A 25,373-nucleotide genomic window follows, 5' to 3' on the forward strand; every position below is an offset into this window, starting at 1 on the left:
GATCCAGACGAGAGGCCTCAGAGGGCGCAGCTGTCGCTGTCCACCTGCTGGTTGGCGGCGCGGCCCTTCTCGATGTCCTCGCGGATCTCGTCCACGGTGAGCGCGTAGCCGGTGTCGGGGTCGTCGAGGGACTTGGCGAAGACCACGCCGTACACCTCGCCCTGGGGCGTGAGCAGCGGGCCGCCGGAGTTGCCCTGACGGACGGTCGCGTACAGGGAGTACACGTCGCGGCGGACGGTGTCGCGGCGGTAGATGTCCGGGCCGTTGGCCGTGATGCGGCCGCGGACGCGCGCGGAGCGGACGTCGTAGGCGCCGTTCTCCGGGAAGCCGGCGACGATGGCGCTCGATCCGCTGCTCGCGTCCTGGTCGGCGAAGCGCAGCACGGGCGCCTTCATCTCGGGCACGTCGAGGACGGCGATGTCGCGCCGCCAGTCGTAGAGGACGACCGTGGCGTCGTACTTGCGGCCCTCGCCGCCTATCTGGACGGTGGGCTCGTCGACGCCGCCGACGACGTGGGCGTTGGTCATCACGCGGCGGTCGGCGAAGACGAATCCGGTGCCCTCCAGGACCTTCCCGCAGCCGGGGGCGGTGCCCGTCACCTTGACGATGGAGCGCTGGGCCCGGGTGGCGACCGCGCTGTTGGCGAGGGCCGGGTCGGGCGGCTGGACGTTGGTGATGGGCTCGTTGGAGAACGGGCTGAAGACCTGGGGGAAGCCGTTCTGCGCGAGGATCGAGGAGAAGTCGGTGAACCAGGTGTCGGCCTGGGCGGGCAGCGCCCGTGACACGCCGAGCAGCACCTTGGAGCTGCGGACCTCCTTGCCGAGCGTGGGCAGGGTGGTGCCTGCCAGGGCCGAGCCGATCAGCCAGGCGACCAGCAGCATCGCCACGACGTTGACCAGGGCGCCGCCGGTCGCGTCCAGCGCGCGGGCCGGGGACCAGGTGATGTAGCGGCGCAGCTTGTTGCCGAGGTGCGTGGTGAGGGCCTGCCCCACGGAGGCGCAGACGATCACGACGACGACCGCGACGACGGCGGCGGCGGTGCTCACCTCGGCGTTGTCGGTCAGCGCGTCCCACAGGACCGGCAGCAGGTAGACGGCGACGAGACCGCCGCCGAGGAAGCCGGTGACGGACAGGATGCCGACGACGAAGCCCTGTCGGTAGCCGACGACGGCGAACCAGACGGCGGCGAGCAGCAGCAGGATGTCCAGCACGTTCACTGATGGGGCCCTCGCCTCGTCCTCTTCCGCTCACGTCGGACCGGCCGGGCGTCGGACCGCCGCGGCGGCAACAGGACACGGCGTCCCCCGGAACGACACAGTACGCGGGCCAGCCTGTCATGAGAGCCGGTCCAGCGGGACCTGCTTCTCCCGGTCCCAGGGCCGCTCCCAGCCCGCGAAGTGCAGCAACCGGTCGATGATGCCCGCCGTGAAACCCCAGACCAGGGCCGATTCGACCAGGAATGCCGGGCCTCGGTGGCCGCTCGGGTGGGCGGCGGTGACGCGGTTGGCCGGATCCGTGAGATCCGCCACCGGCACGGTGAAGACACGGGCGGTCTCGCGAGGGTCGACCACGCCGACCGGGCTCGGCTCGCGCCACCAGCCCAGTACGGGGGTGACGACGAAACCGCTGACCGGGATGTACAGCTTGGGCAGGGCGCCGAAGAGCTGGACGCCGGACGGGTCGAGCCCGGTCTCCTCCTCGGCCTCGCGCAGCGCCGCCCGCAGTGGGCCCTCGCCCTGCGGATCGCCGTCCTCCGGATCGAGGGCGCCGCCGGGGAAGGCGGGCTGGCCGGCGTGCGAACGCAGGGTCCCCGCCCGCTCCATGAGCAGCAGCTCGGGCCCGCGACCGCGACCGCCCTCGGGGCGGGGCGTGCCCTCGCCGAAGAGAACCAGGACGGCGGACTGCCGCCCCTCCCCGTTCTCCGGGGGGAGGAAGCGACTGAGCTGCTTCGGCCGCACCGTCCGCCCGGCCCGCGCCACCGGCTCCAGCCACCCCGGCAGACCCGTCTCGCTCAGCGTCACGTCCCGGATGTCGCCCGCCCTCGTCATCGCCGCCACCCCCGTCCTGCCCCGTCCAACGCCCGACGCCCCCGCGTTCGTTCCGTCATCCGGCCCCCAGCGGCGGGGCGGGGATGCCGCCCGCCTCCAGGTAGGCGCGCGGCGGGTTGAGCCGCTGACCGGGGAAGCCGCCCTTCTCGTACTTGAGCAGCTTCTTCGCCTTCTCGGGGTCGGTCTCGCCCTCCCCGTAGGCGGGGCAGAGCGGTGCGACGGGGCAGGCCCCGCAGGCCGGTTTGCGGGCGTGGCAGATGCGGCGGCCGTGCCAGATGACGTGGTGGGAGAGGTCGGTCCAGGCGTTCTTGGGGAAGAGCGAGCCGACAGCCGCCTCGATCTTGTCCGGGTCGGTCTCGTCGGTCCACCGCCAGCGGCGCACCAGGCGCTGGAAGTGCGTGTCCACGGTGATGCCGGGGCGGCCGAAGGCGTTGCCGAGGACCACGAAGGCGGTCTTGCGGCCGACGCCGGGCAGTTTCACCAGGTCCTCCAGGCGCCCGGGGACCTCGCCCCCGAACTCCTCGGTGAGGACCTTGGACAGCCCTATCACCGACCGGGTCTTGGCCCGGAAGAATCCGCAGGGCCGCAGGATCTCCTCGACCTCCTCGGGGTTGGCGGCGGCCAGTTCCTCCGGGGTGGGGTACTTGGCGAAGAGCCCCGGGGTGGTCTGGTTGACGCGCAGGTCGGTGGTCTGCGCGGACAGCACCGTGGCCACCAGGAGCTGGAAGGGGTTCTCGAAGTCCAGCTCCGGGTGGGCGTAGGGGTAGACCTCGGCCAGTTCGCGGTCGATACGGCGGGCGCGGCGGACCAGGGCGGTACGCGACTCGCCGCCGGGAGGCGCCGGGGCGAGGGTCTTGGCGGGCGCGGCGCCCTTCACCGAGGTGGCCCTGCCGGGCACCACGGCGGGCGTCCTGGCGGGGGCGAGCCGCTTGGCCCGGGGTTTCCCGGCGGACGTCCCCTTCCGCGCGGTGGCCTCCTCCGGGCTCGGCGGGGCCGCCTTCCTCCGCCCGGACGCCTTCTGTCCGGGGGCCTTCTCGGCGGCGGCCTTCTGGGCGGGGCTCTCGGCGGACGCCTGGGCGACGGCCCTCCCCGAGGCGGCCTTCTTGGCCGGGGCCTTCTTGGCCGAAGCCTTCTTCGCGGCGGCCTTCTGGGCGGGTGCCTTAGTGGCGGCCGCCCCGGCAGGCTTCGCTGCGGCCCGCTCGCCGCCGCCGGCCCGCTCCCCGGGCGACGACTCGGCGGGGCTCGTCTCCGTGCCCGCCTCTGCGGCGGATTTCCTCTTCTCCGGGCTCGTCATCGCGTCCGGGTCCTTCCGGTGTCCGCGGCCGTCTGCGCGGGACTGGTCCGCGCGGCCGTCTTCCTGGCGGGGGGTGTCTTCGTTCCGGCGGGTCCGGCCGTGTCGCGGGCAGGGCCCCGCGCCGCCGGCGCCCGTTCGGCGGACACCGCCCCTTTTGCCGCTTTCGCCGTTTCCTTACCGCCATCGGGGCGCTGTTCGCCCACGGCGGAATCCCGACGTGCAACCACCCGCGCAGCTCCCTATGCCTGTGCTCTCACCGGCGATTTGGACACTCGGCCAGCCTACGGCCCGGCACCGTCATCCGCCCCGGACCTCGAAGATCGGCGCCCAATTGGACCCCTGCCGCGTACCCCAGCACATCAGTGCGGCATCCTTGTGACAGATCACACTGTTTGGACTGTCCGGCAAAATGGGCACCACGGTCCCCTGGTAGACGGGGGAGCACGATCCCCTGAGCAGGTCGACAAGGAGAGAACTCGTGGACGACGTTCTGCGGCGCAACCCGCTCTTCGCGGCGCTCGACGACGAGCAATCCGCGGAGCTCCGCGCCTCCATGAGCGAGGTCACGCTCGCTCGCGGCGACTCGCTGTTCCATGAGGGCGACCCCGGAGACCGCCTCTACGTGGTCACGGAGGGCAAGGTCAAGCTGCACCGCACCTCCCCCGACGGCCGCGAGAACATGCTGGCCGTCGTCGGTCCCGGCGAGCTGATCGGCGAGCTGTCGCTGTTCGACCCGGGCCCGCGGACGGCGACCGCCACCGCGCTGACCGAGGTCAAGCTGCTGGGCCTCGGCCACGGCGACCTCCAGCCCTGGCTGAACGTGCGCCCCGAGGTGGCCACCGCCCTGCTGCGCGCCGTCGCCCGGCGCCTGCGCAAGACCAACGACGCCATGTCCGACCTGGTCTTCTCGGACGTCCCCGGCCGGGTCGCCCGCGCGCTGCTGGACCTCTCCCGGCGCTTCGGCGTGCAGTCCGAGGAGGGCATCCACGTCGTGCACGACCTGACGCAGGAGGAGCTGGCCCAGTTGGTCGGCGCCTCCCGCGAGACGGTCAACAAGGCCCTCGCCGACTTCGCCCAGCGCGGCTGGCTGCGCCTGGAGGCCCGCGCGGTGATCCTTCTCGACGTGGAGCGGCTGGCCAAGCGCTCCCGCTGACCCGCCCCTGCCCCTGCCCCTGCCCCTGCCCGAGCGCACGGACACCGGCACGAAGCCGCCCCTGCCCGAGCACACGGACACGCGCGGAGCCGTCCCGGACACGCGCGGAGCCGTCCCGGACACGCGCGGAGCCGTCCCGGACACGCGCGGAGCCGTCCCGGACGACGACCGGCGCGAGCACGGTACGCGGTCCCGGCCAGTCCCCGGCACGTCCGGGGGGGGCCGGTCCCGGACCGCCCTCCGGCACGCACGCGCAGCCGGTCCCCGCCCCGCCGAGGGCGAAGCGCACGGGACCGGACCCGCCCCCACGCCCCGGGCACGCACAGGACCCACCCGGCCCCGCGCCCTCGGGGACGGACCCGGAACCCACCCCCGGTCCTCGCCCCTCCGGTGGGTACACGGGAGCGGCCCCACGCCCTCCGGCGGGCACGCGGGACGGTCCCTAGATCAGCCCGTGCTCGCCGAGGTACTCCAGTTGCGCCCGTACCGACAGCTCGGCGGCGGGCCACAGCGAACGGTCGACGTCCGCGTACACGCGGGCGACGACCTCCGACGGCGTACGGTGGCCGTCCTCGACGGCCGTCTCCACCTGGGCGAGCCGGTGCGCCCGGTGGGCGAGGTAGAACTCCACGGCGCCCTGGGCGTCCTCCAGGACGGGCCCGTGTCCCGGCAGCACGGTGTGCACGCCGTCGTCGGCCGTGAGCGACCTGAGCCGCCGCAGCGAGTCCAGGTAGTCGCCCAGGCGCCCGTCCGGGTGCGCCACGACCGTCGTACCGCGTCCGAGGATGGTGTCGCCCGTCAGCACGGCCCGGTCGGCCGGCAGGTGGAAGCACAGCGAGTCGGCCGTGTGCCCGGGGGTCGGGACGACGACCAGTTCCAGGCCGCCGGTGGTGATGACGTCCCCCGCGGCCAGCCCCTCGTCGCCCAGGCGCAGCGCCGGGTCCAGGGCGCGCACCTTGGTGCCGGTCAGCTCGGCGAACCGCGCTGCCCCTTCGGCGTGGTCCGGGTGCCCGTGGGTCAGCAGGGTCAGCGCGACACGCCGGCCCGACCGCTCCGCGGTCTCCACGACACGCCGGAGGTGTGCCTCGTCCAGGGGACCCGGGTCCACGACGACGGCCAGGTCGGAGCCGGGTTCGGCGAGCAGCCAGGTGTTCGTCCCGTCCAGCGTCATGGGGGACGGGTTGGGCGCGAGGACGTTCACCGCGCGCGGGGTGGCCGTCCCGGAACGGACGACGCCCCGGGGCCGGCCGGGCAGGGAGGCCGCGTCGGTCATCGGGCCGCTCCCCGGGCCGGGCCGGCGGGTGTCCCGGCGGCGACGTACTTGGTGAACTCCTCGTGTCCCGGCCAGGAGAGCACGATCTCGTCGCCGTCCAGCCGGGCCCGCGCCAGCACGGGCTCCAGGTCCTGCTCCGGCGCCGCGGCGAGCGCCGCCGCGGCGGTGGGGTGCGCCGACAGCGAGCGCAGGGTGGCGACGGTCGGCGGCATCATCAGCAGGTCACCCCGGTCGTATCCGGCCACCGCCTCGTCCGGCGTGATCCACACCGTGCGGTCGGCCTCGGTGGAGGCGTTGCGCGTGCGCTGGCCCTCGGGGAGGGCGGCCACGAAGAACCAGGTGTCGTAGCGCCGGGCCTCGAACTCCGGCGTGATCCAGCGGGCCCAGGCGCCCAGCAGGTCGGAGCGCAGCACGAGGCCCCGGCGGTCCAGGAACTCCGCGAAGGACAGGTCACGGGCGACCAGGGCGGCCCGCTCGGCCTCCCAGTCGGCGCCCGTGGTGTCGCCGACGACCGTGTCGGGGCCCGGTCCGGCGAGCAGGACGCCGCTCTCCTCGTACGTCTCCCGCACGGCGGCGCAGACGATCGCCTGGGCGGTGTTCTCGTCGACGCCGAGCCTGCTCGCCCACCACGCGCGCGTGGGGCCCGCCCAGCCGACCGCCCGGTCGTCGCGGGGGTCGACCCCGCCGCCGGGGTAGGCGTACGCGCCCCCGGCGAAGGCCATGGAGGTGCGGCGGCGCAGCATGTGGACGACCGTGCCGGTGCCGGTGTCCTTCAGGAGCATGACGGTGGCCGCGCGCCGCGCCTCGACCGGCGTGAGCGTGCCGGCCGCGAGCGCGCGAATGCGGTCGGGCCACTCCGGGGGGTACCACTGACCATTCGCCATGGCCGGAGGCTATCCGCTGGCGGGCGGATGTTCGAGGGGCCCCGGGGCGGGAGCGGACTCCCGACCCGGGGCGCCGTGCGGGCGCGATACGGCGCGCGTGCGCGACCGTACGGGCCGGTCTCCCGGCACACAGCGGCCCCGGCCCGGCCCGGACGCCCGTCCGGGCCCGCGGGTGGCCGTACGCGACCGGCGCGGACCCCTAGGCGTCGGTCAGCTCGACCTGGACCTCGACCTCCACCGGCGCGTCCAGCGGCAGCACCGCCACGCCGACGGCGCTGCGGGCGTGCACGCCCTTGTCTCCGAGGACCTGGGCGAGGAGTTCGCTGGCCCCGTTGATCACGGAGGGCTGGCCGGTGAAGTCGGGCGCGGAGGCGACGAAGCCGACCACCTTCACGACACGCGCGACGCGGTCGAGGTCACCGGCGACGGACTTCACGGCGGCCAGGGCGTTCAGCGCGCACACGCGCGCCAGGTCCTTGGCCTCCTCCGGGGTGATCTCGGCGCCCACCTTGCCGGTGACCGGCAGCGTGCCGTCCACCATGGGGAGCTGGCCGGAGGTGAAGACGTAGGAGCCGGACCGCACGGCGGGCTGGTAGGCGGCCAGCGGCGGGACGACCGCGGGGAGGGTCAGGCCGAGTTCGGCGAGCTTCTCCTCGACGGCGCTCATGCCTGCTTCTCCCGCTTCAGGTAGGCGACGAGCTGCTCGGCGTTGGGCCCGGGGACGACCTGGACCAGCTCCCAGCCGTCCTCGCCCCAGGTGTCCAGAATCTGCTTCGTGGCATGGACGAGCAGCGGCACGGTTGCGTATTCCCACTTGGTCATGCCGCCGACTCTAGCCGCCCGGTCGGGGCCCCAGGCGGCCGACCGGGGCCACGTTGTCCACAGCCTCCCGCGTGAGCGGCACGCGAACTGGTTACGCTCGAATACGTGAGCAGGCTCCAGGTCGTCAGCGGCAAGGGCGGTACCGGCAAGACCACGGTGGCCGCGGCCCTCGCGTTGGCCCTGGCCACCGAGGGGAAGCGCGCGCTTCTCGTCGAGGTCGAGGGCCGCCAGGGCATCGCGCAGCTCTTCGAGACGGAAGCGCTGCCTTACGAGGAGCGGAAGATCGCCGTCGCTCCCGGGGGCGGGGAGGTGTACGCCCTCGCCATCGACCCCGAGCGGGCTCTGCTGGACTACCTCCAGATGTTCTACAAACTCGGCAGCGCCGGACGGGCCCTGAAGAAGCTCGGCGCGATCGACTTCGCCACCACCGTCGCCCCCGGCCTGCGGGACGTCCTGCTGACCGGCAAGGCGTGCGAGGCGGTGCGCCGCAAGGACCGCGGCGGACGGTTCGTCTACGACCACGTGATCATGGACGCTCCCCCCACCGGACGCGTCACCCGCTTCCTCAACGTCAACGACGAGGTGGCCGGCCTCGCCAAGGTCGGCCCGATACACCATCAGGCCCAGGCGGTGATGCGGGTGCTGAAGTCGCCGCAGACCGCCGTGCACCTGGTGACGCTGCTGGAGGAGATGCCGGTCCAGGAGACCGCCGACGGCATCGCCGAGCTGCGCGCGGCCCGCCTCCCGGTGGGCCGGGTCGTCGTCAACATGGTCCGCCCCGAGATCCTCGACGGGGACGGCCTGGAGCTGGTGCGGAGCACGCCCCGCTCGGCCCTCGCGCGGTCGCTGTCCGGGGCCGGGCTCGGTGGGGCGCGGCGCGGCGGGCGCGCCGAGCGGCTGGTGGACCCGCTGCTGGAGCAGGCGGAGGAGTACGCCGAGCGGTACGCGCTGGAGCAGGAGCAGCGGGCCGCGCTGGGCGAACTGGGGCTGCCGCTGCACGAGCTGCCGCTGTTCGCCGAGGGGATGGATCTGGCGGGGCTGTACGAGCTGGCCACCGAGTTGCGGAAGCAGGGGATCGCATGAGCCAGGACCCGGCCCGCGCCGAGGCCCGTACCGAGAAGACCACCGGGGGCGCGGGGAGGGCGGGCGGGCCGGGGGGTTCCGGCACCGGGTCCGCCGCCGCGCACGAGGCCGGCGGCCGGCCGCTCTCCCCCGCGCGCGTGCTCCACGTCGACCCGCTGCTGGACGATCCGGCGACACGCATCGTGGTCTGCTGCGGCTCGGGCGGCGTCGGCAAGACGACCACCGCCGCGGCCCTCGGCCTGCGCGCGGCCGAGCGGGGCCGCAAGGTGGTCGTCCTCACCATCGACCCGGCCCGGCGGCTCGCCCAGTCGATGGGCATCGACTCGCTCGACAACACCCCGCGCCGGGTGAAGGGCGTCGACGACGCGGCCGGCGGCGAACTGCACGCCATGATGCTCGACATGAAGCGTACCTTCGACGAGATCGTCGAGGCGCACGCGGATCCGGACCGGGCCGCCGCGATCCTGGGCAACCCCTTCTACCAGTCGCTCTCGGCGGGCTTCGCGGGCACGCAGGAGTACATGGCGATGGAGAAGCTGGGGCAGCTCCGCGCCAAGGACGAGTGGGACCTCATCGTCGTCGACACGCCGCCGTCCCGTTCGGCGCTGGACTTCCTGGACGCGCCCAAGCGCCTCGGGTCCTTCCTGGACGGCAAGCTGATCCGCGTCCTGCTCGCCCCGGCCAAGGTGGGCGGCCGGGCCGGCATGAAGTTCCTCAACGTCGGCATGTCGATGATGACCGGCGCCCTCGGCAAGGTGCTGGGCGGGCAGTTGCTGAAGGACGTCCAGACCTTCGTCGCCGCGATGGACTCCATGTTCGGCGGCTTCCGTACGCGCGCGGACGCCACGTACAAGCTGCTCCAGGCGCCCGGGACGGCCTTCCTGGTGGTCGCGGCGCCGGAACGGGACGCGCTGCGCGAGGCGGCGTACTTCGTGGAGCGGCTGGCCGCCGAGGACATGCCGCTGGCCGGACTGGTGCTCAACCGGGTGCACGGAAGCGGGGCCGACCGGCTGTCCGCCGAACGGGCGATCGCCGCCGCGGAAAATCTTGAGGATTCCCGCATGGCGGATCAGGTCGGTGGGAAAGCTGAGGTTCGTAACTCTCCCGACACGTACGGCAGTTCAGACTCCTCCGACCCCCGTTCAGCAGCCCCACGGACCACGGCCGTCTCCGGCGCCCCCAGCTCCCCGGCCCCGGCTCCGGACTCGGCGTCGGTCCCGGGGGCGGACGGGACGTCGGACCGGACCCCGGAGCGAACCTCGGACCAGACCGCACACCGCACCGCGGGCCTGACCGCACACGGCACCGTGGACCAGGCCTCGGGCAGCACCACGTCGGACACGGCGTCGAGCACGGCGGCGGACACCGCCGCCGACGAGGCCCCCGGCACACCGGACAACTCCGTCGACCGGCTCACCGCCGGCCTGCTACGACTGCACGCGGACCGGATGCACCTGCTCGCCCGCGAGCAGCGCACACGCGACCGCTTCACGGCACGTCACCCCGAGGTGGCGGTCACCGAAGTGGCCGCCCTTCCCGGCGACGTGCACGACCTCGCGGGCCTGCGCGACATCGGGGACCGTCTCGCCACGGGCCACCCGGAGCTGCCCGAAACACAGAGCTGACGCGCCGCCGGCTCACGCCCCGGCTCACACGGCGTCCGGCACCGTGGACGTGAGCCCCGCGCACGCCCGCTCTCATCGGCACCGACCGCACCACCCGGGTCGGGCACCGCACGTACTCCACCCGCCCGGCACGGCATCCACCACCACCCGCGTCCCACGGGGCTCGTGCCCCGGCGCCGGTGTCCCGCCCGGGACCGGCGACCGGCCCGGCACGGCTGTCCGGCGGAGGACCGTTACCTGGCGCGGCACGGCTGTCCGACAGAGGGCCATCACCTGGTCCGGCGCGGCTGTCCGGCGGAGGACCGTCACCTGGTCCGGCCTGGTTGTCCGCGGCCCGCCGGTCTCAGCCGACGGCCGCGTAGTCCTCGTAGACCTCGTCGTCGAGGGGCACGATGCCGGCCCCTCGCTCGTACTCCGTCCGCGCCGTCTCCAGCAGGCGGCGCCAGGAGGTCACGGTGGGCCGCCGGCGCAGCAGTGCGCGGCGTTCCCGTTCCGTCATGCCTCCCCACACGCCGAATTCGACGCGGTTGTCGAGCGCGTCGGCCAGGCACTCGGTCCGCACCGGGCACCCGGTGCACACCGCCTTGGCCCTGTTCTGCGCTGCTCCTTGAACGAACAGTTCGTCCGGATCGGTAGTGCGGCAGGCGGCCTGCGCACTCCAGTCGGTAACCCAGCCCATACCGGCGCCGTCCTCTCCCGAATCGAGGCTCCCCCACGGCGGCAGCGGCATATTCACCGCCGCCAGTTGAGGACGTTACGGAAGGCGGGCAGAACACAACACCCCCTTCGGGCCCAATCTTGGATGGCCCGAACGGACTATGGGTAAGCGGCAGATCACCCGGGGGAGTGAGCTGGCGACATGCGTGACGATCCCGGCATTCGGGTCATCTCTGCTGCGCCACAACGGACACCAGGCACCACACAAGGCGGTATCGGACACGAATTCCCCGCACCACACTCGCGCCGGCACGCGTCAACGCGCCCCGCCAGAGGGGCCGCACGGAGAAGATCGAGCGCGTCCGGAACGATTCGGGGTCGCCGGACGTATGGGTACGTGGCCTCACTGCCGTGACAGTTGGGAGCAGCTTAGGCCAATGCATATCCGCGTGTCCGGCGAATGAGAACGTCCGCATCCCCTCTTGCCGCACACCGTCACGTTCGCGGCATGAACCTCATCCGGCACCGGGTGCCAGGGGGTGGGCGACGCCCGCGAGGTCCGGGCCCACGCACCGGCAGGTCACCCGACCGCACCCTGTCGCCCGCGGCGCTGTCTGCCGTCCGGCGGCTCCCGGATGTCACGATCGGGCACTGAACCCCGCGGCACCCATCCGCTCCCGCGGAGCGGCTCCGGCGAGGGATTAGGCTGCCCCCATGCCAAAGAAGCGCTCGGGCGGCGGTCTGTCCCCCACGCAGCAGGCCGCCAAGTTCCTCGGTGTCAGTGTCCTCTCGGGGGCTGTCCTGGCGGGCATCGCGCTGCCCGCCGTGGGCGCGCTGGGACTGGCCGCCAAGGGATCGGTGGAGAGTTTCGACGAACTCCCGGCCAACCTGAAGACGCCTCCGCTCAGCCAGCGCACGACCATCCTCGACGCCGACGGCGGCACCATCGCCCAGGTGTACTCGCGCGACCGCACGGTGGTCGGGCTGAAGGACATCTCGCCGTACCTGCAGAAGGCGATCGTCGCGATCGAGGACTCGCGCTTCTACGAGCACGGCGCGGTCGACATGAAGGGCGTGCTGCGCGCGGTCAACAAGAACGCCCGCAGCGGTGGCGTCTCCCAGGGCGCGTCCACGCTCACCCAGCAGTACGTGAAGAACGTCTTCGTCGAGGAGGCCGGCGACGACCCGACGAAGGTCGCCCAGGCCACCCAGCAGACCATCGGCCGCAAGATCCGCGAACTGAAGTTCGCCATCCAGGTCGAGGAGGAGCTGGGCAAGAAGAAGATCCTCGAGAACTACCTGAACATCACCTTCTTCGGCCAGCAGGCGTACGGCGTCGAGGCGGCGGCCCAGCGGTACTTCTCCAAGCCCGCGAAGGACCTCAGCCTGCCGGAGTCCGCGCTCCTGGCCGGCATCGTCCAGTCGCCCACCCGCTACGACCCGATCAACGACGAGGCCGAGGCCGTCAAGCGGCGCAACACCGTCCTCCAGCGCATGGCCGAGGTCGGCGACATCTCCCCCGCGGAGGCCGAGAAGGCCCAGAAGGCGCCGCTGGAGCTGAAGGTCAGCCGGCCCAAGAACGGCTGCATCACCGCCGTCAAGGGCGCCGGTTTCTTCTGCGACTACGTGCGCCAGGTCTTCCTGACCGACCCGGTCTTCGGCAAGACCCGGGAGGACCGGGCCAAGGTCTGGAACCAGGGCGGCCTCACCGTCCGCACCACCCTGGACCCGCAGGCGCAGGAGTCGGTGCAGAGTTCCCTGAAGAACCACGTCAACAAGAACGACTCGGTCGCCGCGGCGATCACCCTGGTCGAGCCGGGCACGGGCAGGGTCCTCGGCATGGGCCAGTCCAAGCCGTACGGCTACGGCAACAACGAGACGGAGATCAACTACTCCGTCGACCACCGCACGGGCGGCTCCAACTACGGCTTCCCGACCGGCTCGACGTTCAAGCCCTTCGTCGCGGCGGCCGCCCTGGAACAGGGCAGGCCCCCCACGCAGGAGTACTCGTCGCCGTACGAGATGCCCTACCCGGGACCGGTGCAGACGTGCAGCGGAAAGCCCTGGGTGAACACCACCGGCGAGACCGTCCCCAACGAGGACAAGTCCGAGGTGGGCCCGTACCGGCTGAACGAGGCCATGGCCAAGTCGGTCAACACCTACTTCGTGCAGATGGTCGCCGACATCGGCCTGTGCCCCGTGGTGAAGCTGACGGACGCGCTGCACGTGGTGCAGGGCAGCGGGGACAAGCTCCCCGAGGTGCCCGCCGTCTCCCTCGGCTCCCAGGGCGTCTCCCCGCTGACCATGGCGTCCGCGTACGCCGCCTTCGCCTCCCGGGGCACGTACTGCACGCCGGTCGCCATCGAGTCGATCAGCCAGAAGGTCGGCGAACGGCAGAAGTCCCTGGACGTGCCGAAGTCGACGTGCTCGCGGGCCATGAGCGAGAAGACCGCGGACACCATCAGCACCCTCCTCCAGGGCGTGGTCGACTCCGGAACGGGCCAGCAGGCCGGCCTCCGCGACCGTGCCAACGCCGGCAAGACCGGTACGACGGACGAGCGGAAGAACGCCTGGTTCGTCGGCTACACCCCGAACCTGTCGGGCGCCGTCTGGGTCGGCAGCGCCACCCAGCAGGTCAAGATGGTCAACATCAGCATCGGCGGCACCTACCACCCCAAGGTCTACGGCGGATCGGTGCCCGGTCCCATCTGGCGCGACGCCATGACCAACGCCCTCGCGGGCAAGCCGGCCGGCTCCTTCAACCTCGTCGACATTCCGGACCCGGACAAGGACAAGGAAAAAGACAAGGACAAGGACCGCGACAAGGACAAGGACCGCGACAAGGGCCGCGACGACGGACGCAACGGTGACGAGGGCTTCATCGGCGGTCTGATCGACGGCGGTACCGGCAACGGCGGCCCCGGCTTCCCGGGCAACGGCGGCAACAACGGCAACGGTCACGGCCCCGGCGGACGCCGCGGCTGACCGGCCCGTACGCGGCACGCGCCGACGGCCCCCTTCCGATACGGGAAGGGGGCCGTCGGCGTCGTCGCGGTGGCCGCCCGTTCACTGGGACGCCGGTGCGCTCCGGCGGGTGTTCCGGCGGGATGTTCATGCGAGTTCCGGCCGGTGGCCGAGCCGGTGGCTCCGCGGGCGTCGCCGTCGGCGTATCGAGCGGGGTGTTCCCGCGCGGGCGTCGCAGCCGATGTTCCGGGCGGTGGCCGAGCCGGTGTTCGCGCAGGTGTCCCCGCGGACGTTCCGGCCGCTAGGCGCCTGCCGGTGTCCCCCGCGGGCGTCCCATCCCTGGGTTCCGGCCGGTGGCTCAGCCCGCGAGCCGCTTCTTCACCGCGGCGGCGACCCGGCCGCCCTCGGCCCGCCCGGCGACCTTCGGGTTGACGATCTTCATGACGGCGCCCATGGCCCGCGGCCCCTCGGCACCGCCCGCCCGCGCCTCCTCCACGGCCCCGGCGACGATCGTGTCCAGTTCCTCGTCGGAGAGCTGCTGGGGCAGGTACGCGGCGAGGATCTCGCCCTCCGCCTTCTCCCGGGCGGACTGCTCGGGCCGGCCACCCTGGGCGAAGGCGTCGGCGGCCTCACGGCGCTTCTTCGCCTCGCGGGCGATCACCTTCTGCACCTCGTCGTCGGAGAGCTCCCGCTTCTCCGTGCCCGCGACCTCTTCCTTCGTGATCGCGGTGAGCGTCAGCCGGAGCGTCGAGGAGCGCAGCTCGTCCCGCTCCCGGATCGCGGTGTTGAGGTCGTCGTGCAGCTTCGCCTTGAGCGTGGTCATACGACCGATTCTCTCAGGTGGAGGGGGGCCGGCGCCCGTCCATTTGTCCGCTGCACGCCCGGCCCGACGCGAAGTCGGCGCACGGCACCGCTTCTGACACGATGGACACATGCGCGCGCGATACAAAGTGCCCCTGGGAATCACGGCGGTTGGCGTCGCCGGTGTGGCCTACGCGGGCCTCGAAGCCCGTTCCTTCCGCCTCCGACGGGTGACCGTCCCCGTCCTTCCGCCCGGGACGCGCCCCCTGCGCGTCCTGCAGGTCTCCGACATCCACATGGTCGGCGGCCAGCGCAAGAAGCAGCGCTGGCTGCGCTCCCTGGCCGGGCTCCGCCCCGACTTCGTGATCAACACCGGGGACAACCTCTCCGACCCGGAGGCCGTCCCGGAGACCCTGGACGCCCTGGGCCCGCTGATGGAGTTCCCCGGCGCCTACGTCTTCGGCTCCAACGACTACTACGGCCCCAAGCTCCGCAACCCCGCCCGCTACCTGCTGGAGAGGATGCAGGGCCGGCATGGGCTGAACGGCAACGCCCCCGCCGTCGGCGCCATCCACAACCCGTGGGAGGACCTGCGCGACGGCTTCGACGCCGCCGGCTGGCTGAACCTGACCAACACCCGCGGCACGCTGAAGATCGAGGGCGTCTCCGTCGAGCTGACCGGGCTGGACGACCCGCACATCAAACGCGACCGGTACGCGGAGGTCGCGGGCGGCCCCTCGGGCTCGGCGGACGTCTCGCTGGGCGTCGTGCACGCTCCGTACCTGCGGGTGCTGGACGCGTTCACGGCGGACGGCTACCCGCTGATCCTCGCCGGCCACACCCACGGCGGCCAGCTCCGCATCCCCTTCTACGGCGCGCTCGTCACCAACTGCGACCTGGACACCAACCGGGCGAAGGACCTCTCCACGCACACGGCGGCGGGCCGCACGTCGTACCTCTACGTCTCGGCCGGCTGCGGCACGAACCGCTACACCCCGGTCCGCTTCGCCTGCCCCCCGGAGGCGACCCTGCTGACGCTGGTCGGGCGGGAGTAGGAGCGCCGGGGCCGGAAGCAGGGGCCCGAGGGGCTGGAAGGTCGGCGCGGGATGTGCGGCGGGGGGCGGCGCGGGCGCTGGCGGGGCGGTGGGACACGGGCACCGTGACGCGGCGGGGGCGAGGCCCGTGCTCGGCACCAGGGCGGCGGCGCGAGACGTGGACGGCGATGCCGGAGCCGACCCACGGCGGGGCGGCGGCGCGCGGCCGGTGGTGGGGCGGCGGTGCCGGCCGCGGACCAACGGGTCGACGGTAGGGCAGCGGCACGGATGTGACCGACGGTGGCCCCGGCTTCGGCTTCGGCCCCGGCCCCGGCTTCGGCTTCGGCCCCGGCTTCGGCTTCGGCTTCGGCTTCGGCTTCGGCTTCGGCGGGGAACGTGGCCGTCGGCGGTCTCTCTGCCAGCGAAGACTCGGCCCGCCGGAGCCGGACGTCCGTGCCCGACCGCCGGAGCGGGGAATCCGTGCCCGCCCGCCGGGGCTGCGCGTCCGGCCCGTCCCCCACCCGGGCCCCTCACACTGGCCCGATATGTCCGTCCTGCCTAGCGTGAAACGCATGACAGCCCCGATACCCAGGGACATGCCGGACGTGCCCGCGCTCCCCCACCCGCCGGCCCTCCTCCCCTCCCCGGTCCCGGCGACGGCCGTCGTACCGCCGGTCCGCCGCCGCCTGGCCGCGGCGTACCGCCTGCTCACCGCCCTGCTGGCACTGACCGGGGTGGCACTCGCCCTCCTCTCCGCCGACCCGGCAGGCCGCACCCTGAGCCAGTTCGCGATCCAGGCGAACCTGCTGCTCGCGCTGGTCATGCTGGCCTCGGCCTGGCGCGCCTGGCGCGCACGCCCACCCCTGCCGGCCGCGCTGACCGGAGCGGCCCTGCTCTACGTGGCGATCGCCGCCCTGGTCCATCACCTGCTGCCGGCCAACGCGGCGAGCCCCTTCGCGCTCCCCGACGCGGTGGCGACGCCGCCCGGCGAACGAGCGGTGGCAAGCCACATCCTCCATACGACGGCACCGATCGCGGCCGCCGTGAACTGGCTCCTGCTCACCACCCCGGGCCGACTGCACCTGCGGCACACCATGACGTGGCTGCTGTATCCCCTGGCCTACCTGGGCTTCTCACTGGCCCGCGGGGAACTGCTCCTGCCGGGCGCGCGGGGGCGGTACCTCTACCCCTTCCTGGACGTGGAGCACCACGGCTACCGCGGCGTTCTGGGCAACGCGCTCCTCGTCGGCCTCGCCTGCTACGCCCTCGCCGCCCTGCTCGTCGCCACCGACCACATCCGCCCCGACCCGGCCCGCCACCTCCCCGTAACCGGATTTCGCCTCCGGCCCCCGGTGGGCTAAAGTAAACGACGTCACCGCGACAAGCAGTGACATCGGGGTGTGGCGCAGCTTGGTAGCGCGCTTCGTTCGGGACGAAGAGGTCGTGGGTTCAAATCCCGCCACCCCGACAGCCGTAAGACCAGGTCAGGGGCCTGATTCGAGAGATCGAATCAGGCCCCTGAGTGGTTTCCGGGCCCCTCTTGGGAGCCGTCTGGGAGCCGAAATTCCAAGGCGCGTATCAACTGCGAGTCGCTTAGCTGTATTGCCCTGTGAGGTTGGGGACGCGGCTGGCGGGTGGTTGGCCGTTGAGTGCGGTGTGTCCGCGGTGGTGATTGTAGGTGTGCAGCCACTGCGGGAACGCTTCGCGGCGCTCGGCTTCGGACCGGTAGGGGCGGGCGTAGGCCCATTCGTCGAGCAGGGTGCGGTTGAAGCGTTCGACCTTGCCGTTGGTCTGCGGGCGGTAGGGCCGGGTGCGTTTGTGGGTGATCCCGGCCGCGGTGAGCACGTCGCGCCAGTCGCGTGAGCGGTAGCAGGAGCCGTTGTCGGTCAGCACGCGCTCGACGGTGATCCCGCACTCGGTGAAGAAGGCGTGGGCGCGGGTCCAGAAGCCGGTGGCGGTTTCCTTCTTCTCGTCGGTGTGGATCTCGCTGTAGGCGAGGCGGGAGCGGTCGTCGACGGCGGTGTGCAGGTAGCTGTAGCCGACGTTCTTGCGGTTCCTGCGGCCCGCTTGCCGGCCCAGCATCTTGTGGCCACCGCCGTCGGGGATGTTGCCCAGCTTCTTGATGTCCACGTGCACCAGCTCGCCGGGCCGCTCGCGTTCGTAGCGGCGGATGACCCGGCCGGTGGCCCGGTCCAGGTGGGTGAGGCGGGCCAGGCCGAAGCGGGTCAGTACCCGGTGCACGGTCGAGGGCACCAGACGCAGCAGGTGGGCGATGCGGGCCGGTCCCCACCGGCGCAGGAGACGGACCTTGATGATCCGGCGTTCGGTGCGGGTCGGGGTGCGGCGCGGGCTTGCGTGCGGGCGGGAGGAGCGGTCGGACATGCCGGCCTCGCCGAACTGCCGGTAGCGCCCGGCCCAGCGCTGGGCGGTGGTCGGCGAGACCTGGAAGTGCTCGGCGGCCCGGCGCAGGGGCCAGCCGTCCTCGACCACGCAGCGAGCCAGGCGCAGCCGTCCGGTCTCGGTCAGGGGTGCATTACGGTGGGGCACGAGGGCCTTTCGGTCAGGTGTAGACGTCGCAATCCACACCGAACCGGAAGGCCCTCACCTGTTCAAGATCCCACAGCCGAGACCTGACTCACCCGTCCACAACCTCCCGGGACAGAACACCTAGGAAGCACTGGAGATGGCGTTGTGGAGACGGAGGATCAAGAAGGACTCCGGCCTCATTCATCACAGCGACCGCGGGTCGCAAGGCGGATTCAACCGATCGTCGCAACACTGGCTTGTGCTGATCGTAGATGATCATTGAGGGCTTCCGCGGGGGTCTTCCAGGCGAGGGTCTTGCGGGGACGGGAGTTGAGGGTTGTGGCGATGGCGGCCAGTTCGTCGCCGCTCCATCGGGACAGGTCGGTGCCCTTCGGGAAGTACTGGCGCAACAGCCCGTTTGTGTTCTCGTTCGTGGCCCGCTGCCACGGGGCGTGCGGGTCCGCGAAGTAGACCGGCAGCCCGGTCTCGACCGTGAGCTGGGTGTGAGCGGACAGCTCCTTGCCGCGATCCCAGGTCAGTGAGCGGCGGAGCTGGTCGGGCATGGTGGCCATCGTGGTGGCCAGGGCGTCTTTCATGGCAACGGCCCCGTAGCCTCCCAGGGCGGGGCCGTTCTTGGTCCGTGGGATGGTGCCGTGACCTTCGGCCCGCGGCAGGTGAACGAGCATCGTGTAGCGGGTCGTTCGTTCCACGAGCGTGCCGATCGCCGACCGGTTCAGCCCGATAATCAGGTCTCCTTCCCAGCGGCCGGGCACGGCTCGGCCTGAACCGCCCCGGTTCGAATGGAGACTCGATTTCATGAAAGGATCGAGTCATGGCACGACCTTCCCGTTACCCGCTTGAGCTGCGCCGTCGCGCGGTGCGCATGGTCGCCGAGGTGCGCGACGACCACCCGAACGAGACGGCCGCTCTGCAGGCGGTCACCGACAAGCTCGGCATCGGGTCCCGCGAGACGCTGCGGAACTGGGTGAAGCAGCACGAGATCGACGCGGGGACGCGGCCGGGAACGACGACGGAGGAGTCCGCCCAGCTCAAGGCATTGAAGAAGGAGAACGCCGAGCTGAAGCGGGCGAACGAGATCCTGAAGGCGGCAGCGAGTTTCTTCGCGGCCGAGCTCGACCGGCCACACACACGCTCGTAGCGTTCATCGACGAGCACCGGGACCGCTTCGGCGGCGTCGAGCCGATCTGCAGGATGCTCACCGAGCACGACTGCAAGATCACCCCTTCCACCTATTACGCGCACAAGAAACGCCTGGCCGTCCCGTCTGCCCGTTCCGTGCGGGACGCGGAACTCAAGGAGCGGATCCGCCAGGTCCACACCGACAACTACCGTGTCTACGGGGCCCGGAAGATCTGGCGGGAGCTGAACCGGCAGGGTCACGCGGTGGCCCGCTGCACCGTCGAACGGCTGATGCGCGAGCTGGGCATCGCCGGCGCGGTCCGCGGCAAGAGGGTCCTCTCACCACGATTCCGGACCACCAGGCCGAGCGGGCCCCGGACCGGGTGGACCGCGACTTCGTCGCCGGCGCGCCGAATCGCTGCTGGGTCGCGGATTTCACGCACGTGGCGACCTGGGCCGGGGTGGTCTACATGGCCTTCGTCGTGGACACCTTCTCCCGCCGGATCGTCGGCTGGTCCGCCGCGACGTCGAAGGAGACCCAGCTCGTCCTGGACGCTCTGGAGATGGCACTGTGGCAGCGCGACCGCGATGAACACCCCCATGTTCGCGGCGAGTTGATACATCACAGCGACGCGGGGAGCCAGTACACCAGTTTCCGGCTGGCCGAACACCTGGACGCGGCCGGCATCGCGGCCTCGATCGGATCTGTCGGCGATGCGTACGACAACGCCCTGATGGAGAGCACGATCGGCCTGTTCAAAACCGAATTGATCAAGCCGCAGCGGCCCTGGAAGACCCTCTCCCAGGTCGAGCTGGCCACCGCCGAGTGGGTCGACTGGTACTGCCACCGCCGACTGCACGGTGAGATAGGCCACGTCCCACCCGTCGAGTACGAGACCAACTACTACACGGAACTCACGAAACCCCAGGTCACCACCACAATCTGAGGTCTCTACAGAACCCGGGGCGGTTCACTGCGCTGCCTGCTGAGTAGTCAACACGCTGCCGACAGTGCGAGGACCGCGGACTCCAGCATGGTTACTTGCGGCTCTGGCCACGCATCACGTCCAGCACATCCCCCGGGGACAGCCGGTCCCGGTACAAAAGCACCCAGGCGATGGCGCCGACCACGGCAACGATCTGGGTGGACCCTGCGGCCGACAGCTCCGACAAGCCCGCTGCGATGGCTGCGCCGGTCATGGCCACGCCGAGGATGACCAATCGCACCCATTCCCTGTCAACTGCAGGTTCTACGCCGTCCACGTCCGTGGGATCGAGCAAGGCGAGTGTGTTGCCGCTCGCATACCGTTCAGCAATCGTCACCAGCACACGCGCCATTTCCTCAAAGACTTGGCCTGTGTTGTCGTCGATGTTCTGCCGTGCCTCTAGCCGCCGGATTGCCCCCACTACCTCGGCCGCGTGCTTCCGGTAGTCCCGCCGAAGCGCACCGCGCACCGGACCGTGTCGAACCTTCCAGGCGGACCACACCACCCTCTCAGCCCCGGAAAGGTCCACACGAGGGACATAAAGGGTGCTACGAGTCTGCGTAACGCTCTGGTAGTAGCGCCGAGCCGAGCCCACACGGGCAAGACAGTCGACCAGGACCGCGACCGGCCGGGTACGACTGGCCACACCCGGGCGCAGGCTCAACAGCGACCACAACCACCACCAACGAGGAAGGGGGTCGACGAAGCCTGGATTGCGTCTGTGGCCTTCCCGCGACGGGCCAGGGCGCCGACCGAGAACTCCCATCACAGCCCTCAACGCAAGGAGCAGCACGAGGACTAGAACAAGTCCGGCCATCGCAGTGACCGCCTCGGCAGGCCGGCCTTCCGGAGCTGCGAGGGCTGGAAGATACTGAGCGGCCTTCCCCCAGATCGCCTCACCGAATGCCCGGAAGCTCGCCACGATCGTCACGACGATACCCGGCGCCTCGCCGGTCTCCGCGACCTGCCGGGCCGGCCCCCACAGGCCGCCTCCAGGCACCCACCACGGAACCGGCGCATGCTCGCTCTCCGCCCACGTACGGGACGACCACCTGGTGACGGAATCGACGAGGCCCCCGAGGTTGAGCAACACCAGCAGCAGGAAGTACGCCTTGACGATGTACGCGACCGCGGCCAGAGGGACGGCCTGATGCCACGAACGCAGCACGGTACGCACTTGCCGACTGACAGGGAACAGCCTGCTGGCATCCTGGCCGAAACCCCGCCGTGCCCAGACCAGATGCTGCGCAGTGCGGCGCCTGCTCCGCCGGAGGTAGGCTCCGCCGAGGGTCTGTCTGTACACCCACAGGCACATACCGAGCAGGAGATGCCCGACGCCTTTGACGAGAGCGGCTATCCACTCCAAGAACCGCCGGACCCGCAGCACATCGCGGGGGTCGACCTGCATCGATATCGACCAGATGAACACGCCCAGCAGCAAGGGCCAGAAGACCACTCCGAAAACGGTCAAGACCGCCTTGATGGCCACTACTAGGGTTGACCACAAAAGTTCGAGCACCCTGGCAGTCTCGCTGACGGCACTGACAGCGCGGCCTGTTGACCTGTTCCCTTCCACACTGGTTCAGCTATCGAGAACCCATCTTGATCGACGTTGACTCACGCAAGGTGGCTTTGTTCACGAGTAGTGCCGTCAGTTGTTCATGGGTTTGGGAGGCACCCAGATCCACGGTCGGGTGATGTTCACGAGTTTTGACAGCACTGAGGTCCTTGCCAGGGCAACATCGGGATGCTTCTGGTGAAAGGTCCTGGTCATGCCGCAGATGTCGAAGGTCGAGCTGTATGCGGCGATCCGGCGTGATCACCGTGCTGGCATGAAGATGCGCGAGCTTGAGCGCAAGTACAACGTGTCGTGGCGGATGGTCAGGAAGGCAGTGGACTCGGTCTGGCCGGAGCCCCGGAAGAAGCTGCCGCCGCGGCCGACTGCGCTGGATCCGTACAAGTCGGTGATCGACGAGATGTTGCGGACGGACCTCGACGCGCCGCGCAAGCAGCGCCATACGATCACGCGGATCTTCCACCGGCCTATCGAGGAGCACGGCGCCGATGTGTCCTACCAGATGGTCCGGCGCTACGTGGCGGACCGGAAGCCGGAGATCCTTGCGGCCTCGGTCAAGGCCCCGGTGGAAGCGTTCGTGCCGCAGACCCACCTGCCGGGCCACGAGGCGGAGGTCGACTTCGGCGATGTGACCGTTCGCCTGGCCGGCGAGCTGGTGACGTGCTACTTGTTCTCGCTTCGCCTCTCGTACTCAGGCAAGGTGAGGTTCCCCCGTTGCTCGGGAGGGGCTGATCAGCTGGTCAGAGCGGGTTGGCGGGGTTTCAGGTTCGCTCGTTCGGACGCTGCCTGCTCGGCGTAGTGCTTCTCTTCGAACTCGACGGGGCTGAGGTAGCCGAGGCGTTTCTGGATGCGCCGACTGTTGTAGAACCCGTCGATGTACTCGAAGAGCGCGAGGTTCGCCTCGGCCCGGGTGGCGAAGGTGCGGCCGCGGAGGCCCTCGGTCTTGATGAGCATCCAGAGGTTCTCCGCGAGGGCGTTGTCGTACGAGTCCCCGACGGAGCCCATGGATGCCTCAATTCCTGCCCGCACCAAGCGTGTTGTGAGCTTCACGGACGTGTACTGACAGCCGTGGTCCGCATGGTGAATCAGCTGGCCGGGTTCGACCTCCCGGGACGCGAGGGCGTACTCGAGGGTGGCCAGCACGAGGTCGGCGTCCGCGTGGGCGGAGGCCTCCCAGGCCACCACCCGGCGGGAGAACGCGTCCCTGATCGCCGACAGCCACAAGGGCCCCTCAAGGGTCGAGATCATGGTGAGGTCGGTGACCCACAGCCGGTTCGGCCTGTCGGCGGTGAAGTCGCGCCTGACCAAATCCGGGGCGAGGTCGGCGTCCCGGTCGCGGCGGGTGAAGCCCTTGCCCGTCCGGCGGGGACTGATCCCGGCGAGGCCGGCTTCGCGCATGAGCCGTTCAACTCGTTTGCGGCCGACGTGGACGCCTTCGCGTTTCAGGACAGCGTGCACGCGGGGCGAGCCGTAGATTCCGCCGGAGTCGGTGTGGATCTGCTGGATCTGCCTGGTCAGCTCGGTGTCCCGGCGGTGCCGTTCGCACGGCTCCTTCTTCGCCCGGCGCCAGCGGTAGTAGGTGGAGGAGGGGATGTGCAGTTCCCGGAGGGTGGGCTCGACCTCCAGGTTCTCGTGCTCGTCGAGGAGCGCGGTCACCTGGGCCGGGTCGGGTCGAGCTGTGCCGCGAAAAAAGCCGAGGCCGTCCGCAGGATCTCGTTCGACCGCTTGAGCTGGGTGTTCTCCTTGCGCAGCGCGGTCAGCTCGGCGCGTTCGTCGCTGGTGAGCAGGTCGTCGCGTTCGCCGGCGTCGGCCTCGGCCTGGCGGATCCAGCCGCGCAGGGCCTCGTGATGGACACCGAGTTCCTCGGCCATGCGGCGGATCACGGGCTTCGGCTCCGCGGTGCGGTACATCCGCACCGCGCGCTCACGCAACTCCAGTGGGTATTTCCTCGGGGCAGGCATCAGCAGGGCTCCTCTCTGTGAGTCCTACCTGACCTGCTGTCACCATTCTCCGCATCTCGGGGGAACCTCAGGGTTTGGTGTGTAGGTTGCGCCAGGCCTCTGGTGTTTATCCGGTGCCCCGGGCGCGGCCGGCGGAGTGCCGGGTTGCCGGGTGTCGGTCCGCGTGGGGGTGCCGGATGGTGCCGTGGCCGGGTCGGCACCCCGCGGTCGGAAGGCGCCGGTGCTCTGCTCGGCCGGTCCCGGCCGGTCCCGGTGGGTGGCCGGGCTCTTTCCGCTCCGCCCGGTCCCTGCCCGGCCGGACGTGGGCGAGGGCGGGCTTCCGGGCCTCGAGCGGCGTTCCGGGGGGCCGCCCCGGGGGTGTCGTCGTCAAGCGGGCCAGGCTTCCGGGACGTGGGCCGGCCGTCGCACCGCCTCGTCGATCCGCCTCGCCGCCTTCCTCGGCCTGGTGGCGTCCGTGTCGACGGACAGGTCCCACCGGACCGTCGGCCACCCGGCGAGGTCGGTCCGGGTGGCGTCCCAGGCGGCCAGCCGGGCCTCGGTGTCGGTGTCGCCCCGCCGGGACGACCGCTGGGCCGTGGTCTCCCGGGAGCACCACAACAGGACCCGTCGCCACCCTGCGGGGAACCGGGAGGCGACCCGCTGGACTCCGGCGATCTGGCCCAGGAGGACCACGGGCACCCGTCCGCCGTCCATGGCACGCCCCAGACCCGGCCGGTCGACGACATAGGTGTTGCCGTAGCGGTCGTTGCGGTGGACGACGTTCCCGTGTGCCTCCAGTTCCGCCAAGTGCTCCGGGGTGCCCATCCGGTACCCCCGGGTCCGGCCACCACCGATCTTGAGGCGGCTGAAGAGGGCGTACCGGCCGTCGAGTTCGGCGAGGGCGGTGGTGAGTGTGTCCTTGCCCGAGGCCGGCGGTCCGTACAGCAGGATCCCGGGTCTGCTTCGGGGGCACGCGGGCGTCGGCACGGCTAGGCCGACGTCCCGGTCAGGATGCCGAGCACGGTGAGGGTGAGGAACGCCATGCCCCAGACCAGTGCGTGGCGTATGCAGCGGTACTTGGTCCACGCGATCTGGGACAGGGTCGTCAACTGGCTCAGGTCCCTGGACACGGGGTCCGTGCGGCGGACGGCCCGCTCCAGGTGGGGGACGGACAGGGTCAGCCGCGCGTCGCCGAAGTAGTGGATGCGGGAGCAGCGCGGGTGGCCCAGCCGCGGGATCACGGCCAGGCCCAGCAGCACAAGGGCCGGCACGCACGCCGCGCAGCCCGCCCAGAGGAGGAGTTGCGGGACCAGCGGGTAGAGCCGCGGCGTGATGATGCCGCTGCCGATCGCGCCCAGCAGTACGGTCAGGGCCGCTCCCAGGGAGGCCAGCATGAGCCCGGCCTTGTTGTCCGCCTTGCCGAGTTCCTCACGGGCTTCGGTCAGCAGGGTCCTGGTGAGCTGCGCGACGCCGTCGGTCCCGGTTCCGGTCTCGGGCTCCGCGCCGGGGTCGCCTCCGGGTGTGGTCATGCCTTCCCCCTCTTCTGTCGTCTTCGGGCGTGCGAGGT

Annotated in this window: 22 protein-coding genes, 1 tRNA gene and 2 pseudogenes; 9 read left to right on the top strand and 16 right to left on the bottom strand. The window is 71.3% G+C overall.

Going from position 1 to position 25,373, the window contains the following annotated elements; translation table 11 throughout:
- Positions 1 to 17: 17 nt before the first annotated feature.
- The 3 genes from VM636_RS13900 to nth all read right to left on the bottom strand — a co-directional run bounded on the left by VM636_RS13900 (position 18) and on the right by nth (position 3,342).
- Positions 18 to 1,217, bottom strand: coding sequence for a MarP family serine protease (locus VM636_RS13900; RefSeq protein WP_053914542.1), 1,200 nt, complete (start codon positions 1,215 to 1,217; stop codon positions 18 to 20).
- Positions 1,218 to 1,334: 117 nt separating this feature from the next.
- Positions 1,335 to 2,048, bottom strand: coding sequence for a CoA pyrophosphatase (locus VM636_RS13905; RefSeq protein ID WP_030422471.1), 714 nt, complete (start codon positions 2,046 to 2,048; stop codon positions 1,335 to 1,337).
- A 55-nt stretch (positions 2,049 to 2,103) separates the two neighbouring features.
- Positions 2,104 to 3,342: an endonuclease III gene (gene nth / locus VM636_RS13910; RefSeq protein ID WP_338484615.1), complete on the bottom strand. Its 1,239-nt coding sequence runs from the start codon at positions 3,340 to 3,342 to the stop codon at positions 2,104 to 2,106.
- Positions 3,343 to 3,820: 478 nt separating this feature from the next.
- Between nth and VM636_RS13915 the strand changes: the two genes are divergently transcribed.
- The gene (locus tag VM636_RS13915; RefSeq protein ID WP_030422469.1) at positions 3,821 to 4,495 is read left to right on the top strand and encodes a Crp/Fnr family transcriptional regulator; all 675 of its coding nucleotides are present in this window, start codon (positions 3,821 to 3,823) and stop codon (positions 4,493 to 4,495) included.
- Between the two features lie 442 nt (positions 4,496 to 4,937).
- On the opposite strand, the gene VM636_RS13920 is transcribed toward VM636_RS13915, so the two are convergent.
- From VM636_RS13920 to VM636_RS13935, 4 genes are all read right to left on the bottom strand, one after another.
- Positions 4,938 to 5,768, bottom strand: coding sequence for an MBL fold metallo-hydrolase (locus tag VM636_RS13920; protein WP_030422468.1), 831 nt, complete (start codon positions 5,766 to 5,768; stop codon positions 4,938 to 4,940).
- Positions 5,765 to 6,652 carry an NUDIX hydrolase gene (locus VM636_RS13925; protein WP_030422467.1) on the bottom strand — a complete coding sequence of 296 codons (888 nt, stop codon included), beginning with the start codon at positions 6,650 to 6,652 and terminating at the stop codon, positions 5,765 to 5,767. The genes VM636_RS13920 and VM636_RS13925 overlap by 4 nt, the downstream gene beginning before the upstream one ends.
- 199 nt (positions 6,653 to 6,851) lie before the next feature.
- Positions 6,852 to 7,319, bottom strand: coding sequence for a RidA family protein (locus VM636_RS13930; protein WP_030422466.1), 468 nt, complete (start codon positions 7,317 to 7,319; stop codon positions 6,852 to 6,854).
- On the bottom strand, positions 7,316 to 7,474 hold the full coding sequence (locus VM636_RS13935) for a DUF4177 domain-containing protein (protein ID WP_071828754.1): 159 nt from the start codon (positions 7,472 to 7,474) through the stop codon (positions 7,316 to 7,318). Before VM636_RS13935 ends, VM636_RS13930 begins: the two co-directional genes overlap by 4 nt.
- 105 nt (positions 7,475 to 7,579) lie before the next feature.
- Between VM636_RS13935 and VM636_RS13940 the strand changes: the two genes are divergently transcribed.
- Together VM636_RS13940 and VM636_RS13945 are read left to right on the top strand one after the other, a co-directional pair.
- Positions 7,580 to 8,557 carry an ArsA-related P-loop ATPase gene (locus VM636_RS13940; protein ID WP_338484621.1) on the top strand — a complete coding sequence of 326 codons (978 nt, stop codon included), beginning with the start codon at positions 7,580 to 7,582 and terminating at the stop codon, positions 8,555 to 8,557.
- Positions 8,554 to 10,182: an ArsA family ATPase gene (locus VM636_RS13945; protein ID WP_234312765.1), complete on the top strand. Its 1,629-nt coding sequence runs from the start codon at positions 8,554 to 8,556 to the stop codon at positions 10,180 to 10,182. The genes VM636_RS13940 and VM636_RS13945 overlap by 4 nt, the downstream gene beginning before the upstream one ends.
- A gap of 343 nt (positions 10,183 to 10,525) precedes the next feature.
- On the opposite strand, the gene wblA is transcribed toward VM636_RS13945, so the two are convergent.
- Positions 10,526 to 10,861 carry a transcriptional regulator WblA gene (gene wblA / locus VM636_RS13950; protein ID WP_030422463.1) on the bottom strand — a complete coding sequence of 112 codons (336 nt, stop codon included), beginning with the start codon at positions 10,859 to 10,861 and terminating at the stop codon, positions 10,526 to 10,528.
- Between the two features lie 692 nt (positions 10,862 to 11,553).
- Between wblA and VM636_RS13955 the strand changes: the two genes are divergently transcribed.
- The gene (locus tag VM636_RS13955) at positions 11,554 to 13,824 is read left to right on the top strand and encodes a transglycosylase domain-containing protein (RefSeq protein WP_053914545.1); all 2,271 of its coding nucleotides are present in this window, start codon (positions 11,554 to 11,556) and stop codon (positions 13,822 to 13,824) included.
- A gap of 337 nt (positions 13,825 to 14,161) precedes the next feature.
- Here the strand turns inward: VM636_RS13955 and VM636_RS13960 are convergent, their stop codons facing one another.
- Positions 14,162 to 14,626 (bottom strand): GatB/YqeY domain-containing protein, encoded by a 465-nt coding sequence (locus VM636_RS13960; protein WP_338484624.1) that lies wholly within the window; start codon positions 14,624 to 14,626, stop codon positions 14,162 to 14,164.
- A 109-nt stretch (positions 14,627 to 14,735) separates the two neighbouring features.
- Between VM636_RS13960 and VM636_RS13965 the strand changes: the two genes are divergently transcribed.
- The 3 genes from VM636_RS13965 to VM636_RS13975 all read left to right on the top strand — a co-directional run bounded on the left by VM636_RS13965 (position 14,736) and on the right by VM636_RS13975 (position 17,106).
- Entirely contained in the window at positions 14,736 to 15,659 is a 924-nt protein-coding gene (locus VM636_RS13965) for a metallophosphoesterase (protein ID WP_053914547.1), read from the top strand.
- Positions 15,660 to 16,210: 551 nt separating this feature from the next.
- On the top strand, positions 16,211 to 16,999 hold the full coding sequence (locus VM636_RS13970) for a Pr6Pr family membrane protein (RefSeq protein WP_053914548.1): 789 nt from the start codon (positions 16,211 to 16,213) through the stop codon (positions 16,997 to 16,999).
- Positions 17,000 to 17,032: 33 nt separating this feature from the next.
- A tRNA-Pro gene (locus VM636_RS13975) sits at positions 17,033 to 17,106 on the top strand.
- A 125-nt stretch (positions 17,107 to 17,231) separates the two neighbouring features.
- Here VM636_RS13975 and VM636_RS13980 read toward each other — a convergent pair.
- A complete protein-coding gene (locus VM636_RS13980; protein ID WP_338484627.1) occupies positions 17,232 to 18,185 on the bottom strand; it encodes an IS481 family transposase in 954 nt (317 codons plus the stop codon).
- 212 nt (positions 18,186 to 18,397) lie between these two features.
- Positions 18,398 to 18,943: pseudogene (locus VM636_RS13985) on the bottom strand (IS30 family transposase); the annotation flags it as partial.
- A 53-nt stretch (positions 18,944 to 18,996) separates the two neighbouring features.
- Here VM636_RS13985 and VM636_RS13990 point away from each other — a divergent pair.
- Positions 18,997 to 20,251 (top strand): annotated as a pseudogene (locus tag VM636_RS13990) (IS3 family transposase).
- 91 nt (positions 20,252 to 20,342) lie between these two features.
- On the opposite strand, the gene VM636_RS13995 reads toward VM636_RS13990, so the two are convergent.
- The gene (locus VM636_RS13995) at positions 20,343 to 21,809 is read right to left on the bottom strand and encodes a hypothetical protein (RefSeq protein ID WP_338484629.1); all 1,467 of its coding nucleotides are present in this window, start codon (positions 21,807 to 21,809) and stop codon (positions 20,343 to 20,345) included.
- Positions 21,810 to 22,062: 253 nt separating this feature from the next.
- Between VM636_RS13995 and VM636_RS14000 the strand changes: the two genes are divergently transcribed.
- Positions 22,063 to 22,665 (top strand): hypothetical protein, encoded by a 603-nt coding sequence (locus tag VM636_RS14000; protein ID WP_338484631.1) that lies wholly within the window; start codon positions 22,063 to 22,065, stop codon positions 22,663 to 22,665.
- Here VM636_RS14000 and VM636_RS14005 read toward each other — a convergent pair.
- From VM636_RS14005 to VM636_RS14020, 4 genes are all read right to left on the bottom strand, one after another.
- Positions 22,599 to 23,522, bottom strand: a complete 924-nt coding sequence (locus tag VM636_RS14005; RefSeq protein WP_338484633.1) for an IS3 family transposase — start codon at positions 23,520 to 23,522, stop codon at positions 22,599 to 22,601. The genes VM636_RS14000 and VM636_RS14005 overlap by 67 nt on opposite strands.
- Positions 23,519 to 23,827: a transposase gene (locus VM636_RS14010; RefSeq protein ID WP_030423472.1), complete on the bottom strand. Its 309-nt coding sequence runs from the start codon at positions 23,825 to 23,827 to the stop codon at positions 23,519 to 23,521. Before VM636_RS14010 ends, VM636_RS14005 begins: the two co-directional genes overlap by 4 nt.
- Positions 23,828 to 24,193: 366 nt before the next feature.
- Positions 24,194 to 24,793 (bottom strand): guanylate kinase, encoded by a 600-nt coding sequence (locus tag VM636_RS14015; RefSeq protein ID WP_053912941.1) that lies wholly within the window; start codon positions 24,791 to 24,793, stop codon positions 24,194 to 24,196.
- A gap of 2 nt (positions 24,794 to 24,795) precedes the next feature.
- On the bottom strand, positions 24,796 to 25,335 hold the full coding sequence (locus VM636_RS14020) for a Pycsar system effector family protein (RefSeq protein WP_053912942.1): 540 nt from the start codon (positions 25,333 to 25,335) through the stop codon (positions 24,796 to 24,798).
- Between the last annotated feature and the right edge of the window lie 38 nt (positions 25,336 to 25,373).

The organism is Streptomyces sp. SCSIO 75703 (genome assembly GCF_036607905.1).
Classification (GTDB): domain Bacteria; phylum Actinomycetota; class Actinomycetes; order Streptomycetales; family Streptomycetaceae; genus Streptomyces.

Bases quoted from the DNA above. Each gene is read 5' to 3' on its own strand.
- VM636_RS13965 (WP_053914547.1), top strand. From the start codon at position 14,736: ATGCGCGCGCGATACAAAGTGCCCCTGGGAATCACGGCGGTTGGCGTC.
- VM636_RS13955 (WP_053914545.1), top strand. From the start codon at position 11,554: ATGCCAAAGAAGCGCTCGGGCGGCGGTCTGTCCCCCACGCAGCAGGCC.
- VM636_RS13920 (WP_030422468.1), bottom strand. From the start codon at position 5,768: ATGACCGACGCGGCCTCCCTGCCCGGCCGGCCCCGGGGCGTCGTCCGT.
- VM636_RS13935 (WP_071828754.1), bottom strand. From the start codon at position 7,474: ATGACCAAGTGGGAATACGCAACCGTGCCGCTGCTCGTCCATGCCACG.
- VM636_RS13905 (WP_030422471.1), bottom strand. From the start codon at position 2,048: ATGACGAGGGCGGGCGACATCCGGGACGTGACGCTGAGCGAGACGGGT.
- VM636_RS14000 (WP_338484631.1), top strand. From the start codon at position 22,063: ATGCCGCAGATGTCGAAGGTCGAGCTGTATGCGGCGATCCGGCGTGAT.
- VM636_RS13970 (WP_053914548.1), top strand. From the start codon at position 16,211: ATGACAGCCCCGATACCCAGGGACATGCCGGACGTGCCCGCGCTCCCC.
- VM636_RS14010 (WP_030423472.1), bottom strand. From the start codon at position 23,827: ATGCCTGCCCCGAGGAAATACCCACTGGAGTTGCGTGAGCGCGCGGTG.
- VM636_RS13930 (WP_030422466.1), bottom strand. From the start codon at position 7,319: ATGAGCGCCGTCGAGGAGAAGCTCGCCGAACTCGGCCTGACCCTCCCC.
- VM636_RS13925 (WP_030422467.1), bottom strand. From the start codon at position 6,652: ATGGCGAATGGTCAGTGGTACCCCCCGGAGTGGCCCGACCGCATTCGC.
- VM636_RS14020 (WP_053912942.1), bottom strand. From the start codon at position 25,335: ATGACCACACCCGGAGGCGACCCCGGCGCGGAGCCCGAGACCGGAACC.
- VM636_RS13945 (WP_234312765.1), top strand. From the start codon at position 8,554: ATGAGCCAGGACCCGGCCCGCGCCGAGGCCCGTACCGAGAAGACCACC.
- VM636_RS13960 (WP_338484624.1), bottom strand. From the start codon at position 14,626: ATGACCACGCTCAAGGCGAAGCTGCACGACGACCTCAACACCGCGATC.
- nth (WP_338484615.1), bottom strand. From the start codon at position 3,342: ATGACGAGCCCGGAGAAGAGGAAATCCGCCGCAGAGGCGGGCACGGAG.
- wblA (WP_030422463.1), bottom strand. From the start codon at position 10,861: ATGGGCTGGGTTACCGACTGGAGTGCGCAGGCCGCCTGCCGCACTACC.